The organism is Mucilaginibacter aquatilis, from assembly GCF_009755275.1.
GTDB classification, from domain to species: domain Bacteria; phylum Bacteroidota; class Bacteroidia; order Sphingobacteriales; family Sphingobacteriaceae; genus Mucilaginibacter; species Mucilaginibacter aquatilis.
In genome coordinates, this window is sequence record NZ_WQLA01000004.1 from 158,341 (window position 1) to 176,880 (window position 18,540).

Here is an 18,540-nt window from a genome sequence, read left to right on the forward strand (position 1 = left end):
ATACCATGAATTTTAGAAAGAGTAACTTTCTTATTGCTTGTGCTGCAAGCGCTGCCATGCTTACACCCGCATGTAAACTGTTGCACAAAAAGAAAACTCCGGTTAAGCCGGCAGTGGCGGTAGACCCGGCACAACGACGGGCAGACAGCTTGAAAAAAGCCAACGCGCTTAAACCGTATGCTTCCATAGTAACTAAAAACACCAAATCGAGCCAGGGCTTTATCACCGTTCACAAAACGGATAACAAGTACTACTTTGAGATACCTAAAAGCATATTTGGCAGGGATATTTTAACCGTGAGCCGTATTTCAAAGGCATCATCAGATATGCGCAATGGCAGCATGGGTTACGCGGGCGATCAAATTGGCGAAAGCGTTTACGCTTTCGAAAGAGCACCTGACAACAAGTTACTATTGCGCCGCCGCTCATTCAGAGAGAATGCTAAAGACAGTACAGCAACTATGTACGCAAGCGTTGTTAAAAACAATGTAAGCACCATTGTGGCCTCATTCCCATTGGTATCGTACAAGCCCGATTCATCTGCCATACTTGTTGAAGTAACCGAGCTTTTAAACTCTGACAATGATGTGCTGTACTTTCAAAGAAAACAGTACAAAGATAAAGCAGGCATGGGTGGTCAGCAAAATGACAAAAGCTACATAGATTATATCCACACCTTCCCTACCAATGTTGAAATTCATACGGTAAAAACATATTCGGCCGGAATGAATCCAACCAACTCAAGTTATACTGTTGAGTTAAATACATCAATGGTTCTATTGCCGGTTCAGCCTATGAGGCCACGCCTGCAGGATGAACGCGTTGGTTATTTTACCACATCAACACGTGATTTTGATGTTAAGCCACAAGGGGTAGCCAATACTACCTACATTAACAGGTGGCGCTTGAACCCAAAAGCCGGTGATGAAGAAAAATACAAACGCGGAGAACTTGTTGAACCGGAAAAGCCTATTGTATTTTACATTGACCCAGTTACACCACGCAAATGGGTTCCATATTTAATTCAAGGCGTAAATGACTGGCAAAAAGCGTTTGAAGCAGCAGGTTTCAAAAATGCAATTATGGCTAAAGAAGCGCCAACAAAAGCTCAGGACAGCACCTGGAGTATTGATGATGCTAATCACTCAGCTATAATTTACAGGCCTTCAGTAGTTGCTAATGCCATGGGTCCAAGCATTGCCGATCCACGGAGCGGAGAGATAATTGAAAGTCACATCTTCTGGTATCACAATGTAATGTCGGTATTGGAGCAATGGTACCGAACACAAGCCGGTGCAATTGACCCACGGGCGCGCAAACCTGAGTTAGATGAAAAGCTAATGGGTTCACTAATCCGTTTTGTATCATCTCATGAGGTTGGTCACGCACTTGGTTTACTTCACAACTTTGGCTCGAGCTCAACCGTTCCTGTTGAAAATCTTCGCAAGAAAGAATGGGTTGAGGCGCATGGCCATACGCCATCTATTATGGATTATGCAAGGTTCAACTACGTTGCGCAACCTGAGGATCATATTGGCGAAAAGGGAATCTTTCCGCGCATAGGCGATTATGATAAATGGGCTGTTAAATTCGGTTACACCTGGCGACCTGAGTTTGCTAACGAAATAGCAGAAAATAAGGCAATGGTTAAAGTAGTAACCGATTCTTTAGCCAAAAATCACCGCCTATGGTTTGGCAATGAAATGGAACCATTTGATCCCCGTGCTCAAAACGAAGATTTGGGTGACAATTCAGTTTTAGCAAGTGAGTATGGCATCAAAAACCTTAAGCGTATTATGCCGCAGTTGGGTAATTGGGTTAACAAACCATACGAAGATCAATCAGACCGCTTAAACGCGTACTCTGGTATATGGAGTCAAATGGGTATGTATGCCGGACACGTATTAAAAAATGTAGGCGGCACTTACCATACAATTCGTTTAAACAGTGAACATTTGCCAAGCTACCAACCGGTACCACGTTGGCGGCAAAAGCAGGCTGTTGCGTTTTTAAACAAACAAGTTTTTAAAACCCCTACATGGCTTAACGCTTCTGACTTTCAATCATCGTTTTCTGAAACATTCCCAATAGAGCTAAGTAAGCTTCAGGAAAGTGTATTATATCCGTTAATAACACGTATGCGACTCAGCAATATGTACACTAATGAAATAGAAGGCAAGGGTAAAACTTATACAATCAACGAACTTTTCACCGATTTAAAAAGGGGCATTTTTGAGGAGGTTTATGCTAATCGCAACGTTGATGTTTACCGTCGTACCATACAGAAGCTTTTTGTATACAGGGTGTGCGAGCAGGCATTTTTGCCAAATGAAATGAGTACTATATTTCCGAGTAATACCTATCATTTCACCATTACTGATATAAATGCAATTTTAAAGGATGAACTAAAGCAACTAAACAGCTTGTTTAAACAAAAATTGAAGAGTAACTCACTCAATAAGTTGACACGTTTTCATTTAGAGGAAATGAGCTCAATGATTGACAAACGCTTTGCTGCTGATAAGACAGGCATGATTAAATAGTAGTTTTCAAAAAAAATGCTCAAAAAAATCTACATCGTTAGATTTAAATTAATTGCAGTAAAATAAAAGCGGACATAGTCCGCTTTTATTGTTTTATATACCTTGCAGTAAGTGTTGACTATGATTTATGCTGCAACCAACAATCTATTAACTACATCTATTAAATCGTAAATATCAAATGGCTTTGTTATAAATTCATTTGCACCTGCCTCCATCGCTATGTTACGCCCATCAGGACTTGCAGATATGGCCACAATGGGGATTTTTGACGTTTCATTATTAGCTTTTATAGCTTTAATGGCATCATAACCTGATATGGTTGGCATCCAAAGGTCAATTATAATTATATCAGGTAGTCGTTGCTCAAGTACACCGTTTATCTCCGAACTGTCGTCAACAGCTACTACATCGTATCCTTCGTAATCAAGCATTACATTGAGCATATTCAAAATGCCGGCATCGTCGTCACAAATCAATATTACGTTTGACATATAGGTAATTTACTAGTAGCAATGTTTTTAATAAATTTAAGATGATAAGTTTTTCTCCTCAACAGATCGAGGATTTTGCCTGCAATTTTCTTACCACAATTATTAACTCAAATGAAAAATCAATTAAATATTTTTTAACATAATAACCACTAGTCTTAAAATCAAGCTCAAACCAAGCACAAGTTATCCCGTAATTAAAATTACATATCTTAATAGTTTACAATAAACTGTGCAAAATAAAAAAAAGTGTAGTCTTATTAGTATGCTGCTGCAACCTTCGGCCGTGCTTTTTCGTAAGTGATTTTTATAATATAATAAAGATGCCTTTAAGGGAATTGGAGAGAATCAAGGCAGTTAACCGTTTCTTGAAACTTGAAATCAGTAAGGATGCTGAGTTACAGGAGATAGTTGAACTTGCTGCCAGAGTTTGTGGTACCAACGCAGCACTCATAACTTTTTTAGATGCCGATATACAAAATGTAATGTTCAAAACCGGCATCCAACTAGACAACACCAAAAGGGTTGACGCCTTTTGTGATCATGTTGTACGTTCAGAATCATTTTTTGAAGTTGAAAATGCCCTTACGGATGAACGATTTAACCGCAATCCATTAGTTACAGGTAAGCCTGATATTCGTTACTATGCCGGTGCACCGCTGACAACCCAAGACGGTATGAGTTTGGGCAGCTTGTGTGTTATTGATACGGCAATGAACAAGCTGTCTGAATTACAAAAGCAGATGCTCGTGGCGTTGGCCAAACAAGTAATTCAATTACTTGAGTTTGATATGAGTTTACAAATATTACGATCACAATATATTAGTGCTAAGCAATCTGAAATTGAATTAAGGGCCTTTTTTGAGAGCACCATTGATCATCATTTACTTTTAGGGCTTAACTTTCAGGTACTTGCTTTCAACCGCGCATGGGAAAGCCATGTACTTGCAGCGTATGGTAAAAACCTTACCAGGGGGGCATCAATGACTGATTATGTGCATCCCGCAAATTTAAGCCGCTTTTACCAGGATTATTTGCACGCTTTAAAAGGCACTGCAATTTATGATGAGCGTAACCTAGGCAACGAAGGAGAAGAAGCCTGGCGTATAGTGAAATTTGAACCTGCGTTTGATATGGATGGAAAAGTAATTGGCGTTGCCATCAATACCACTGATGTTAACAGGCGTGTTAAGCAGGAAATTCTTGTTCAGGAACAACACAAATCACTTGAACATATCGCTTTTTTGCAGGCTCATGAATTACGCAGACCTGTAGCTACCATTTTAGGCTTAATGGATTTAATAAAAGAAAATGAGTATAAAAATTCTCAATCGGAATTTGAGTATCTTGAAAAAACTGTTGAAGAACTTGACTCAAAAATTAAATTGGTTATAGAGCAGGTTTCGGTTGCAAGCTACGTCAAGTAGCTTTTGGGGATGAAAGCTTTGTAAGGGCTTAAAGTATATCTTGTACATTTCAGGTTCATTATTGTACATGTGGCTCAAATAATTGTCAGTACAGTTGTAATCTGCTTACCTTTATATATGTTTCGTGCATACCATTTAAAGTGGTGTTTTACCATGATAGGCATACTGGCCATAGGCACTCTGCTTATGCGACCCGGCTTTTTTTCCACCCATAATTGGATTCAGTACTTTGTACACCTTCTTTCCATTTCAACCTCGATACTGAGTTGCTGGTTTATTCAAGGGTATTTTAAAAAACGAACATTTGCTGGTTACACAACTTACGCAACATCAATCATTAGTATTATTTGTGGTATTGTAGCATCATTTGCTGTAGGCTCAACGTTAACTTTTTTTATTCCTGAACGCTACTTTTTTCCCGAAAATCATTTGGGTTACGGTTACGTTGATTTGGTACGCAGGCTTATAGGTTCATTCTTTTTAAGTATGGCCTGCTACATATCTTACAACAATCTCGATACCAACGATAAGCTGCAGCAAACTAAATTGGAGAATGAGCAGTTTAAGCAGGCTCATCTGCGGGCGCAGTTAATTTCTTTGCAACAGCAAATTAGTCCGCACTTCCTATTTAATTCACTCAGTACTTTAAAAACCATTGCTACTGATGCCGACACCAAGAACTTTGTTGTGCAACTGGCACACGTGTACCGTTACCTGCTTAACTTTAACGACAGACAAGTTTCGCGCCTTTCTGAAGAACTGGCTTTTATACGCTCTTATTTATATATCCTGCACCAAAGGTTTGAAAGCGCATTAGACATCCACATCAATGTGCCTGAGCAGTATTTAAACTATCAAATTCCCCCTCTGTCATTGCAATTGCTGGTTGAAAACGCAATTAAGCATAACGCCCTATCGCCTGACAGGCCTTTGACGATCAGCATAAAAGTAGATTACCAGTTACAACTAGTAGTAAGCAATAATTTTCGTCCTAAAAAGGTTCCGGTTGAAAGTACCGGACTTGGCTTGCAAAACATAAATGACCGTTTCAGACTTTTGTTTAACAAGGAGATCAGAGTAGAAAAAAATAATGAGGCATTTACCGTAATTCTACCGCTTGTAGCTAATGAACGTGATCATAATTGAGGACGAACCCCGTACCGCAAACGATTTAAAGGCCACCTTAGTAAGTCTTGATAATTCAATTAACGTGCTGGCTATTCTGCCATCAGTTAGTACTGCAGTTGCCTGGCTGCAAAGCAATCCGGCACCGGAACTCATTTTTTCTGACATTCAACTGGGTGATGGCTTGAGCTTTGAAATATTCAAAGAAGTTCAAATTAACGCACCCGTTATTTTTTGCACCGCATTTGATGAATATGCTATAAACGCCTTTGAGTCTAACAGTATTGATTACCTACTGAAGCCTATTGAAGAAGACCGGGTTGAAAAAAGCCTGCAAAAGTTTCATCGTATCAAGGGGCACTACAGTAGTGCAGGTAATTTAGACAGGGTTATAAGCCAACTTACCAAGCAGTACAAACAGTCGCTACTGGTTCACTACCGTGAAAAGATTATTCCGGTAAAGGTTGCTGATATATGCCTGGTGTATGCAGCGAACGGGTTAGTTAACCTACACATGACCGACAAACAAGAGTATACCGTTCAATATACCATAGAGCAGCTCGAAAACATGCTTGACCCGAAGCACTTTTTCAGAGCTAACCGCCAATTCATCATCAACCGTGACACGGTACAAAACATTGAGCATTACTTTAACCGCAGGCTGGTTGTTCATACCGCCTGCCCAACGCCCGAAACCATTATTGTAAGCCGCCTTAAAGCCAACGATTTTTTGCGCTGGATTGAGCAATAAGCTTGGCTTTACACACACCATTGCTGTAAAACATGCGTGACATTTCAGCTTGGCATTGGTACATTTCGCTATCAATTTTGCACGGTTCAGGTATTTTATGGCTAAAAGCCACCGCAAGCATTATAGTTTTGTATCATCGGTTTTAACAGCCGTTGTGTTATGAACAGGAAATTAATAACTGCTATTATTTTTTTAATGCCGCTAAATCTTATGGCCCAGCAAACCTGGAACCTGAGAACGTGCATTGAATATGGTTTAAAAAATCATCGCAGCAATGCGGTGTACGCTAATCAAAAACGCATTGCTGATGCTCAGGCTAAAGAAGCACTGGCAGACTATTTACCTAAAATAAGCCTTAACGGAACAGTTGATGACAATTTAAAAGTACAGCAAACAGTAATTCCTGGCGGTATTTTTGGCCCGGATGATATCAGGGTTGCGTTTACCAAAAAGTTCAACACTAACGGTGTTGCACAGCTTGATCAAACTCTGTATGATCAATCGCTAATTAACGGTTTAAAGGCAAACAAGTACAATGTTGAACAGGCAGGACTCAATCAACAGCAAAATGATGAAGCAATTATATATAACATCAGTACGGCCTATTATCAAATTATGGTTTACCGTGAACAACTTGCTTTACTTCAAATAAACCGGAAAACTTATCAAAAACAGATAGACATATCGGTGCTTAAAGTAAAAAAGGGAGTTTCCCTGCAAAAAGACCTTGATAAGGTAACTGTTGACTTAAACAATGCAGAATCGCAAATGCGCGTTGCCGAGAGTAACTTAACTCTTTCTGAAAATCAGCTGAAGTATGAAATGGGATACCCTATTACTGATGCGCTAACTGTTGAAAGCATGAGTGCTGAAAAAACACCCGCGCCTACGCTGGCGGCAAATAACTCACAATTTGCCTTAAACAACCGTACAGACTATCGCATTTCTGAAATTAACGCCAAATTATTAGAAATAGATGAAAGCCGTATCAAAGCCGGCGGCTTACCAAAGCTGACCGCCTATGCAAGGTATGGCACCATTGGGTTTGGCGATAACCTTAGTCAATCGTTTTCATCCATGACACCGTATTCAGCAGTTGGTTTAAAGCTAAGCTTTCCCATTTTTGATTTTTTTAAACGTAGTGCACAGTACAATCAGGCCAAATTCAAACGACTCAACGCACAGGAAAATCTGAAGCTTGACGAAGGCAAATATCAGCTTCAATATGAAAATGCCCGCACCAAAATGCTGAAAGAACAAACCAATGTTGATAATAATAAACGCAATATTGAATTGGCACGTTCCGTATTCAGCACAACAGATTTGCAGTTCCAAAAAGGTACCACTGACCTTACTGACTGGCTGAATGCCCAAAACTCTCTTAAAGAAGCTCAAAACAATTATCTCAAATCATTATACCAGTTCTACCTTGCCAAAGTAGAGCTTGAAAAAGCAGGCGGCACCTTAAAAACCTTTTACTCGGCCCTATAACTCAGCAAATGAAAACTAAATACATTATTATACTCGTTGGTATTGCCATTGTTGGCTTAATAGTTTACAAACTGGCATCTAACAAAAAGAAACTTGACGAGAAAAACAAGCCTGTACAGGTTACCAGCGTACGTATACCGGTTAAAGCAGCCCCTGCCAAGGAGCAGTTGCAGGAAATAAACATTATGAAAACTGGTAGCCTTGCGCCGTTTAAAGAGGCCAAAGCGCTTGCTGTAACCGGAGGTAATTTACTACAGGTGCGGTTTGAATTGGGCGACCGTGTAAGCAAAGGCCAGGTATTAGCCGTTACTGATAATCAAAGTGCCCGGCTGGACCTGCAAAAAGCTGAAAGCAACGCCGCCAAACTGCGTAACGACTTAAACACCTATACAGAATTACTGCAAGGCAAAGCAGCCACCCAAGAGAAGGTGAACGATATACGCCAAAACTATATGGATGCTGTAACGCAGGTTAACCTGAGCCGTAAAAACCTGGCCGATGCTGCCATTAAAGCACCTACGAGCGGCATAATTTCATCAAAGCCCGTTGAGCAAGGCGTTTTTGTAAATGCAGGTAGCGAGGTAGCCACAATAGTTGACCTTTCAAGGGCCAAAGTACAGGTTTATTTGACCGAAGCTGAGGTTTATAAAGTTGAACAAGGCCAAAAAGTAAAAATTACCACTGAAGTTTATCCGGGTAAAGTGTTTGCTGGTACTGTAAGCTTTATTAGCCCACAAGCTGATGCCACGCATAATTATCTTGTAGAAATACTGGTTTATAACACACAGCGTGCTATTCTGCGTTCGGGCACCTTTGTATATGCCGATTTTAGTAAAAAGACCCGCCAGCAAGTACTGGTGATTCCGCGCGAGGCACTTACTGAGAGTATAAAAGATGCTGCCGTATACGTAATACAAAATGGCACAGTTAAACGCAGAACTATACAAACCGGTGCCGAAATGGGCACTATGGTGCAGGTAACCTCAGGGTTAAGCGCCGGCGAACAGGTGGTAACGTCCGGCCAGATCAATTTGAAAGATGGCACCCAGGTAAGTATATCTAATTAAGCTTAATTAAAACTACACTGATGCACGGCAGCATGCAACGAAACCGGCTAAACGTTATGATTGTGTTCATGATTGTACTGATACTTTTAGTTCAGGCAGGCTTTAAGGTTAAAGTAACACATGCCGTGCTTACAAATAAAAATACGCAACCATGTCAATTGCTGAAGTAGCCGTTAAGCGGCCATTACTGATCATTGTTATATTTACGGTGCTTATACTGTTTGGTGCACTTAGCTATACCAAACTCAATTACAAACTCCTTCCTACTATTGAGGTTCCAACGGTATCGGTAAGTACCGTATATCCGGGGGCTTCGGCAGCCGAAGTGGAAACATCTGTTACAAAAAAGCTGGAGGATGCTTTTGCATCTGTTGAAGGTTTGGATAAGCTAAGCTCTACCTCACAAGAAGGTGTATCGCAGGTAGTGGTACAGCTTAAAAGCGGCGTTGATATTGATAAAGCCGAACGCGACATACAGCGCAAGGCTGACCAGGCTCAAAACGATTTACCGGATGATATTGACCGCCCTGTAGTTAATAAAATTAACCTCGAAGAGGTACCGGTTATAAGAGCTGGCGTAACCTCAAACCTAGCGCCTAAAGCGTTGTATGATATGGTTGACCTTCAACTACGGCCAATATTACAAAACGTAAGCGGTGTGGGCCAGGTAAATATTATTGGCGGCGATGAACGCGAAATACAAGTAAACATTGACCAAAGTAAACTCAAAGCTTATGGACTAACTATTACCCAGGTAACAGAAGCTGTCAGAAACGCGAACCAGTCATTCCCGGCAGGCAGCATTGAAACGCGCGAGCAGCAGGTTTCTATACAATATGATGCCAACGTTGCGTCGGTAGATCAGATACGTAATTTAATTGTGCAGCAACGCCCCGGCAGCGGCAGCATATACCTGCGCAACATTGCCGAGGTAGTTGATGCAACCGCTAAAGAAACAGCCATTAACCATATTAACGGTATACCATCAATTGGTATACAGGTTATTAAGCAAACAGATGCCAACGCTGTAAACGTAAGTAAAGGCATAAAGGAAAGCTTTGCCCGCATTGAGCAGCAGTACAAAAGCCAAAATTTGAAGTTCACCGTATCAAGTGATCAGTCTACTTACACATTGCGATCGGCCGATGCCGTAATGGAAGACCTTGTGCTGGCTGTAATAATAGTTGGTGTGGTTATGCTGGCCTTCCTGCATAGCTTCCGCAGCTCAATGTTTGTTATGGTAGCCCTGCCCTCTTCTATCATACCAACTTTTATTGCTATGATGCTCATGGGCTTCTCGCTCAACCTAATGACTTTGATGGCTATGTCATTAGTAGTAGGTATTTTAGTTGATGATTCTATTGTAGTGCTCGAAAACATTTATCGTCACTTGGAAATGGGATCAGACCGGCGTACGGCTGCTATTGAAGGCCGTAGCGAAATTGGATTTACTGCCATGGCTATTACCCTGGTAGATGTGGTGGTATTTTTACCGCTTGCCTTATCGGGCGGAATAATAGGTGCTATCTTACGTGAGTTCTCGTTGGTGGTGGTATTTTCTACCTTGATGAGCTTGTTCGTATCTTTTACAATTACGCCTATGTTAGCCAGCCGTTTTGGCCGCGTGGAGCATTTAAGTAAAGACACACTCTGGGGCAAAATAAACTTAGGTTTTGAACATATTATTGACGTAATTAAAGAGCAGTATGGCAAAATGCTGGCAACAGCGCTGCACAAAAAACGATGGTTACTGTCGGGCGTTATTGTACTAATTATTGGCTCATTAATGCTGGTTGGTAAAGGTTTCATCGGAGCATCATTTATTCCGGCAGGCGATCAGGGTGAGTTACTCATCAATCTTGAGCTTGAGCCGGCAGCATCAATATACCAAACCAATATGCTAACGCAGCAGGTAGAAAAGAAGATAATGGCCCGCGCCGAGGTTGATAAGGTATTTTCGAGCATTGGCTTTGTGAGCGGTGGTGTGGTTGGCGCAGGTAATAACGCTAACCGGGCCGAACTTACGGTGAGCCTAAAAGATGCCAAAGAGCGCAGTATGACCTCAGAGGAATTTGGCATTAAGATGCAGCGTGAGTTAAGCGAGGCAATACCTGGTGCCAAAATCACGGCCTCGCCAACGTCAATTACCGGTAACGCCAGCCAGGCGCCTATTCAAATTGCTATCAAAGGTGTTAACCTAGATGCAGTACGCTCAGTAGCCGAGCAATATATGCAATTGGTATCAACCGTACCCGGAACTCAGTTTGTGCAACTTTCGGTAAAAGACCGTAAGCCGCAAGTTGAGGTGAAACTTAACCGCGAAAAGATGACCTTGCTTGGCATAAATGCGGGCCAGGTAGGTGCAGCTTTACAAAACGCCTTTAGCGGTAATGATCAAAGTAAGTTTAAACAATCGGGCAATGAGTACGATATTTTGATTGGCCTTGACCGTTACAATCGTTCCAATATTAATGATGTGCGAAATCTGAATTTTGTTAACAGTGATGGTAAAAGCTTTGTATTAAGCCAGTTTGCCGAAGTAAAAGAAGGTTTGGGTGAAAGCGTACTGCAACGCAGCGACAGGATGGGTTCGATAACGGTAAATTCTAACGTAGCCGGTCGGCCTACCGGTACGGTGGCTAACGACATTAAAGCAAAAGCCGGAAAAATAAAAATACCCGAAGGCATAACTGTTGAGTACCTGGGTGATGTAAAAAATCAGGCCGATGCTTTCGGCAGTTTAGCCTTAGCATTGATTATAGCCATACTACTGGTTTATCTCATTATGGTGGCTTTATATGAAAGTGTTATCTACCCGTTTGTAGTACTTTTCTCTATCCCGGTTGCGCTTATCGGGGCATTGCTTGCCTTAGCATTGTCAATGGAAACACTTAACATATTTTCTATTATTGGTGTAATTATGCTCTTGGGCTTAGTATCAAAAAATGCCATCCTCATCGTCGACTTTACCAATCAGCTCAAAGCCGAGGGCCGTAGCGTAGTCGATGCCTTGATTGAAGCAGGTAAAGAACGCTTACGCCCTATTTTAATGACTACCCTAGCCATGATATTAGGTATGTTGCCCATAGCCATTGCAAGTGGTGCGGGCTCAGAAGTTAAAAACGGTATGGCATGGGTAATTATTGGTGGCTTAACCAGCTCCATGATTTTAACCTTATTTGTAGTGCCGGCCATGTACCTCATAATTGAGAAGTTGAAAGTCCGTTTTTCTAAAAAACAAAACACCGTTCAACCGGCAATTTAAAAATCCCTTTACTTAATACTTAAATAAACACAGACCGGCTAAAGGCAGGCGGGTAACAATAGGCTTACCTGCCCGCCCTGAGGGCCACAGGGGCTTGCCATGCCTGCTTTTTCCGGTCTTACTTCAACCCTACCTTCACCACATGAAAATTTATAACAACTACATTCTCCTGTTTTTTATTTTGACCAATAGCGCGTTTGCACAAAGCCAAGCCGATGCATACCGTAAACGTATGATGGATTCAATTAAGAACGTTTATCTTATAGAAGCCGCCATACGCAACCCTGCTTTGAGGCAAGCCTCCATCACTACCGATGTTACCTCCGGAAGCAATATTGAAAACTTTGTGCACGGCAATAAAATATTTGATGGCACAATGCAGGTATTGCGAACTAGCGCCTTATTTAACGTACCTGTGCATCAATGGGGCAAAAACAGCATTAGTGCTACATTCAGCGCTTTTCAGCAGCGTTTTCACTTAAGCAATATCACGCCTTATCAACCTAATTTGCCTGATTTGGAGGGCAAAGTATTCAACAAGTTTACGGTTGGGTTTACTGGTACCTTCCTACGTGTCGATTCACTGTTCGGGCATCAGGTTGTTTATTCAGCCAGCATATCGGGCGTTACCAGCAGGGCCAGTTCAATACAAAAGCTCAGTTACCTGGGCGCTGTAATATTTTCGCTTAAGCAAACGCCTAAAGTGCGCACAAGCGTAGGCCTTTTTATAAATATTGATCCATCTATCAATGTACCCGTTGTACCGTTTTTTACTTACTGGCGTAAGTTAAACAATGACTTAGAGCTTAACGTAAACTTGCCACAGCAATTAACATTGCGCAAAGGCATTTCGCCGAAATTATGGGCAACATTAGGTACATCACTATCAGGCTCCATTGCCTTTTTCAGGCACAACCAGCCTGGTATTCCACAAGACGGAAACTTTAGTACCATTGACCTTAAAACCGGCCCTGGCATTGAATATCGTTTTGCGAAAAAGTTTATTTTTGGACTGAACGCTGGATTTTTAACCAATCTTCAATCGCGCGAGTTTGAAGTAAACTCAAAAGCTAATGACTACTTTTTGCGCAATAAGGTAAATCCATCGTTCTTCGGTAGCTTCTCAGTCTCTGTATTACCATTTTTATAGTAATGTGTTTAATTATGTGGAACAACCTGCTTTTGCGACAAACTTCGCAAGCATTGTTGCACATTTTTCAATGCGGCTTTTAGGAGTTTGACTCTTTTACTTATTATTGAAGTAATTAATCAGGATGAAGAATAAATTATTGGCCCTCAGATTTACTACAGCGTTAATCATTTCGTTTCTTACAACAACCGCCCAATCAATAAAACAGTATAACGTTTACAAGCTTGAAAAGAGCATTGGTAAAGAAGTTGTCCGCTTCAGTACTCCAGGCGACTTGACTGATCTCTCCACTCAGATTGAGACTAAAGATCGGGGTACAGTAATGAAGCTAAGCGCAAGTATATCGTTCACAACTGGCGGTATCAAATACTCTTCTAAAGGTAACACATCTCGGTTTAAAACGGAAAGTATAGATACTACCGTTACTATCAAAAATGGCTTTCCTTTAACCAACAATGGCTCCATTGCATTGAGGAAATCACTGATTGATTTTTGGAAACAACAAGGCAAGCCGCAATTTATTATCAACGCTTTAACAGGTGCCAAAATTAGTATTGAGTTACTTGATTTTGAGAATAATCAACTTGAAGGAAGTAAACTAAACGTATATAAAATTAATAGCGGATTAGATGAACTACTTTGGCTGGATGCTCAAAACAACGCTGTTTTTTTGAGCTACTGCGACTCTGAAGGAGATAAAAGAGAAGTTATCGACGCAAAGTACGAACGCTTCTTCTCTGATCTTAATCAAAAATCCAACAGCGTTCTGCTCAATACAGTTTTAAGCAATAAAAGCTTGAAGGGTCAGCAACATAAGGTTATAGCTATCACAGGAGGAAACATTATTGATGTGGTTGATAATGGGAACGTGATTACCAATAGCTTACTGGTATTAAAAGATGGTAAAATAAGCTACGTTGGCGTGTATGATAAATCGGCTATTCCTGCCAACGCTAAACTTATAGACGCAACAGGTAAATACATTATACCCGGGTTATGGAATATGCATGCACATCTCTTTCACCCCGAATATTTGAAAAAGGAGCTACTATCGGGCGTTACTTCGGTTAGAGATATGGGTAACGAATTTGACAATTCTGTTTTGCTCCTTAAGCAAGCAAATTCGCCAGATAGTTTTATACCGCATGTTTATAGCGCCGGGCTAATAGACGGAAAATCGGAAAACAGCTTAGGAACTGTTTTCGCCAGCAGTAAACAAGAGATTGAAAAGAATATAAAACGATATTATGACGCCGGTTTTAATCAGATTAAGGTGTATACATACGTTAAAAAAAATGATTTTAATACGATTGTTAAAGAGGCTTCTAAGTATAACATGCCGGTAGTTGGTCACTTACCTTTCGGCTATACATTAAGTTCATTTATAAATAATGGTATGAACAGCATAAGTCATGTTCACTATTTTATGAATAGCCTTAAGTGGGGCGGCAATTTAAAAGAGGACAACAAATCCCTTCTTGAAACCCTGCTATCTCAAAGAATATATGTCGACCCTACTTTAAATGTTTATAATTTAACCGGCGACGTAAAACTGCCTTATTACAGTAAGATAGTAAAGCTACTTTTTGATTACGGTATACCGATAGTAGCCGGTACTGATAACGAAGGTACCATTGCTGATGAACTTAATAATTACGTGAACGCAGGCATGAGCCCTTTACAGGCAATACGCAGTGCTACTATAGTTCCAGCCACTGTAATGAAAACTCACACATTGGCTGGAAGTATTGAAAAAGGCAAACAGTCTGATGTTGTGATATTAAACGCTAATCCATTACTTGATATCAGAAATTTGAAGCAAATAAATACTGTTGTTAAGGGCGAATGGGTCATCAATCCAAATTGATATATAACCCATTTTTTGATCTTCATTATAGCTAATTATGCTTAGTCCATATTAACTTAGCTGTATCATAGCCTAGTGCTTTTGCATGTTCAAGGTAACGTTGCTTTATATAATCGGGCATGCTTTTCTCTCTTGATAGCAGCCACAAGTATTTAAGGTTGTTGCCGGCAATCAAAGCGTATTTGTAGTCATCATCAAGGGCAATAACATTATAACCTGCATAAAACGGTCCAAAAAACGAAACCTTAAGTCTTGCTTCGTCTGGAGATTTCACAAATTTAGCCTTGCCTATGCTTTCTTTCCATTCCTGGTCTTTATCCTTAAATCCGCGGTTCGTTACCTTAATAGTACCGTCATCATTCATTGAGTAATTTGCAGTGACCTCTGATAATCCCTTCTCAAATTTAAAATCCATCCTTGCAATTTCGTACCATGTTCCAAGATACTCTTGTTCATTAAACGGTTTAACCGCCGTAGCACCCTTAGGTATGGAAACACATGAGGAAAGCTTTATACCGAGTACAGTGAGTCCGGCTAAACCTGCCAGAAGATATATTTTGTTCTTCATACAAAAATCCCTTTACTGCAAGTAACCTATGCTGTAAAATTCTGTTTTATTTTACAGCAACATTTGTATTGGCCGATGCATGTTGCCAAAAAGCAATTTATAATGCTAAGCCTTGCTCATAAACTTGAATGGGTGTTAGATTATTATTTTAACGACTCTGGCCGTATTGTTAAAACCCATCATAGCTATTATATGTTATGAGGCAAATGGCTAAAGATATCAAAGCAATTAAGTGCCCGCATTGCGGCAGTGTGCAAAAAACAGAAGTCAAGCCAGACTTTTATCGTTGTGAAAATTGCGGCACCGAGTACTTTCTGGATAGTGATGACGTACACATTTATCATCACCATACAAGGCAAAATCAACAATACGTCAATACAACGGAGTCGAACAGTAAATTGCCCATTTACATTTTGATAGGCACCATTGCATTCATAGTCATAGCATTTGTTGCCGTAATGGTGTTTAGTCCTAAGAAAGAAAAATCATACAGTAGCTACACCAATTTCAAAACGCCACGTATGCACTACAGTAATGTAGTTTATGAAAATACTGCCACGGGCGACCCTATATATCTTCGCATCGGGGCCGATCAAACTTACAGTGATAATGGTAAAAGTGAGTTTGAAATGCATACGCAATATGTTAACGCTGCTACCGGGAAGATTATTGAAGACAGGGTTATGGACGGTGATTACCGTAAAAGCTTAAAATGCGACCTCAGGTTCAAAACGTTTCGGCCTGATATGACTTATGCTATTGGCTGCAACACCACCATTTTTCATTTAGATACGCGCAGCAATCAAATTACCGATATAACAAGCCGTTTGTTTGATGGCTTTCCTCAGTTAAGCTCAGGCATTGCGCAAATTGAGTTTGATTACTCCAAGCCCATGATCAACATCATGAACAATGAGGGTACAAGCTTTCACTATTTTCCTACCTTAAAAGTGCTTGTAAGTAGTGATGAGGAAGCAAACAAAGTTTGGGAATCGAAGTTTGACAGGTTTTATTTTAGCTTTGGTTACCTGGGTAGTTGGACAGATGATAACAAGTATAATCAACTGATTGAAAACCGCTACTCGTCTAAAACAGCAAAGCTAACCCAGCGCGACCTAACACCCGGCAGGAAGTATTTTAATCCCGAGATTCTTTATCAGGATAAAGAAAATTTACTCATCAAAGTGAATACTACAGCGGCCAACAACTCTCCCATTTCTATACAAAGCATTAATGTGCAAAGCGGTAAACTTAACTGGGCATTACCACCAGATAGGTATTACTTATACAGCGCCACCAAATGTAAGCAGGGCTTTGCCATTGAGTATCGTAAAGATGAGGAGGCAGATTATGCTCATGGGGTAATAGTAGCATCCAATGAAGGCAAACTGATTAATAACTACCAGTTGGGACGTACAGAATAACTAGCTTTAAACTAAAAAACTTATTTGCTGTTACTAACAACGTATACCTTATTAAATTCATGGCAAAAGAAATTAAAGCAATTCAGTGCCCCAAATGTGGTTCAACACAAAAGGCCGAACTCAGACCAGACTATTTTAGGTGCCATAACTGTAACACAGAATATTTTTTAGATAATGATGATATAACTATCAATCATAATATAAATTACAAAAATCAGCCCTCAAACGCCTCATCTCCAAACTCAAAATCAATACTCGTTATATTTAGTGTTGTCATAATTTTCTTTGTGGCGGCAATTATAATTCCCCGGCTGTTTACTTCCGGTCATTCTAACACAAGTAATTCTGTAATACCACTTACCACCGAAAGCGATGACAGCTTTCGCTGGAGCGACAGAGAAGTTGTTGCATTTGAAAATACCGCAGGCGTACCGGTTATTGCGATAATGGGATTTCGTGATTATAATAATGATGATAAGAAACAAAAATCGGGCAACTACATTGCTTTTTATAATGCGTTAAATAGTAAGGAACTTAGTAAGCAAAGATTAACTGAATTGCCGCAGGAAAGGCTCAATAATGCCGATTTCAGTATATTTCAAAATGGCGATATCTATGCAATAGGTAATAAAAGTATATTATATAAAATAGATAAGACCAACACGCGCCTGGTTAATGTACCGGCCGATTTTTTCACGCATCATGAAGACTTAGCAGCGGGTATTGCTCAAGTTGAATTTATTGGAACCAGCTGGGGTGATGGATTGAAACTGGTGACTAATGATGGAAAGAACCGGACTTACTTTCCAATTGCCGATAAGGTTTACACGGAAAAGGAAATATACCCTGCTGAACGCGCACTTGAAAAGAGAGAACCCGGCGCCAAAACAAGGACTTACTTTTTATTTAGTGAAAAAAGTGATGATTTCCCCGACGAACCTATCAAGCTAATGATGTATACGCAAAAAGACAACAAAGGCGGCCCTAATACCCGTCCCTTTTTTCAAAAAAACGACGATTCTTTCTTCGGCAGAAATACTGTGTCAGATTTTAGGCAAGGCGAGAAATACGTCATAAGCTACAAAGATTTAACGCCCGGAAGACTCTATTTTTCGCCAGAGGTATTATACAGCGACAACCAATATGTGTTAATTATGTACAAAGCAACAGCTGCGGCAAATTCAAATGTTAAGGTTCAGTGCCTTTCTGTGCCTGATGGGCGAATTATATTTACAAAACCAATTGAATTGGACAAATCAATAGACCGTGAAGCCTACAAATACAGTAAAGGGTTTATGCTTGAAACTTATGAGGCAGTGTACGTTACTGACATGAAAGGTAAGACAGTAAACGAATTTAAAATAATCAACTAAT

Annotated in this window: 13 protein-coding genes; 11 read left to right on the forward strand and 2 right to left on the reverse strand. The window is 40.3% G+C overall.

Annotated features, from left to right (window positions below; genetic code table 11):
- Positions 1 to 5: 5 nt before the first annotated feature.
- Entirely contained in the window at positions 6 to 2,543 is a 2,538-nt protein-coding gene (locus tag GO816_RS11565; RefSeq protein ID WP_198171503.1) for a zinc-dependent metalloprotease, read from the forward strand.
- A 125-nt stretch (positions 2,544 to 2,668) separates the two neighbouring features.
- Here GO816_RS11565 and GO816_RS11570 read toward each other — a convergent pair whose 3' ends face one another.
- Complete coding sequence (locus GO816_RS11570; RefSeq protein WP_157542092.1) at positions 2,669 to 3,034, reverse strand: response regulator; 366 nt, start codon at positions 3,032 to 3,034, stop codon at positions 2,669 to 2,671.
- A gap of 320 nt (positions 3,035 to 3,354) precedes the next feature.
- On the opposite strand from GO816_RS11570, the gene GO816_RS11575 reads away from it, so the two are divergent.
- The 8 genes from GO816_RS11575 to GO816_RS11610 all read left to right on the forward strand — a co-directional run bounded on the left by GO816_RS11575 (position 3,355) and on the right by GO816_RS11610 (position 15,174).
- Positions 3,355 to 4,458 carry a GAF domain-containing protein gene (locus GO816_RS11575; protein ID WP_157542093.1) on the forward strand — a complete coding sequence of 368 codons (1,104 nt, stop codon included), beginning with the start codon at positions 3,355 to 3,357 and terminating at the stop codon, positions 4,456 to 4,458.
- Between the two features lie 117 nt (positions 4,459 to 4,575).
- Positions 4,576 to 5,604, forward strand: coding sequence for a sensor histidine kinase (locus GO816_RS11580; protein WP_157542094.1), 1,029 nt, complete (start codon positions 4,576 to 4,578; stop codon positions 5,602 to 5,604).
- Positions 5,585 to 6,334 carry a LytR/AlgR family response regulator transcription factor gene (locus GO816_RS11585; protein ID WP_157542095.1) on the forward strand — a complete coding sequence of 250 codons (750 nt, stop codon included), beginning with the start codon at positions 5,585 to 5,587 and terminating at the stop codon, positions 6,332 to 6,334. The genes GO816_RS11580 and GO816_RS11585 overlap by 20 nt, the downstream gene beginning before the upstream one ends.
- Positions 6,335 to 6,493: 159 nt before the next feature.
- Entirely contained in the window at positions 6,494 to 7,825 is a 1,332-nt protein-coding gene (locus GO816_RS11590; RefSeq protein ID WP_157542096.1) for a TolC family protein, read from the forward strand.
- 8 nt (positions 7,826 to 7,833) lie between these two features.
- On the forward strand, positions 7,834 to 8,892 hold the full coding sequence (locus tag GO816_RS11595) for an efflux RND transporter periplasmic adaptor subunit (RefSeq protein ID WP_157542097.1): 1,059 nt from the start codon (positions 7,834 to 7,836) through the stop codon (positions 8,890 to 8,892).
- Positions 8,893 to 9,043: 151 nt separating this feature from the next.
- Positions 9,044 to 12,157: an efflux RND transporter permease subunit gene (locus tag GO816_RS11600; RefSeq protein WP_157542098.1), complete on the forward strand. Its 3,114-nt coding sequence runs from the start codon at positions 9,044 to 9,046 to the stop codon at positions 12,155 to 12,157.
- A gap of 142 nt (positions 12,158 to 12,299) precedes the next feature.
- Positions 12,300 to 13,307: a DUF6268 family outer membrane beta-barrel protein gene (locus tag GO816_RS11605; protein ID WP_157542099.1), complete on the forward strand. Its 1,008-nt coding sequence runs from the start codon at positions 12,300 to 12,302 to the stop codon at positions 13,305 to 13,307.
- A gap of 124 nt (positions 13,308 to 13,431) precedes the next feature.
- Positions 13,432 to 15,174, forward strand: a complete 1,743-nt coding sequence (locus GO816_RS11610) for an amidohydrolase family protein (protein WP_157542100.1) — start codon at positions 13,432 to 13,434, stop codon at positions 15,172 to 15,174.
- A 31-nt stretch (positions 15,175 to 15,205) separates the two neighbouring features.
- Here the strand turns inward: GO816_RS11610 and GO816_RS11615 are convergent, their stop codons facing one another.
- Entirely contained in the window at positions 15,206 to 15,742 is a 537-nt protein-coding gene (locus GO816_RS11615; RefSeq protein ID WP_157542101.1) for a lipocalin family protein, read from the reverse strand.
- Positions 15,743 to 15,948: 206 nt separating this feature from the next.
- Between GO816_RS11615 and GO816_RS11620 the strand changes: the two genes are divergently transcribed.
- Both GO816_RS11620 and GO816_RS11625 read left to right on the forward strand, forming a co-directional pair.
- Complete coding sequence (locus tag GO816_RS11620) at positions 15,949 to 17,166, forward strand: hypothetical protein (RefSeq protein ID WP_157542102.1); 1,218 nt, start codon at positions 15,949 to 15,951, stop codon at positions 17,164 to 17,166.
- A gap of 59 nt (positions 17,167 to 17,225) precedes the next feature.
- Positions 17,226 to 18,539 (forward strand): hypothetical protein, encoded by a 1,314-nt coding sequence (locus GO816_RS11625; RefSeq protein ID WP_157542103.1) that lies wholly within the window; start codon positions 17,226 to 17,228, stop codon positions 18,537 to 18,539.
- Position 18,540: the final 1 nt, after the last annotated feature.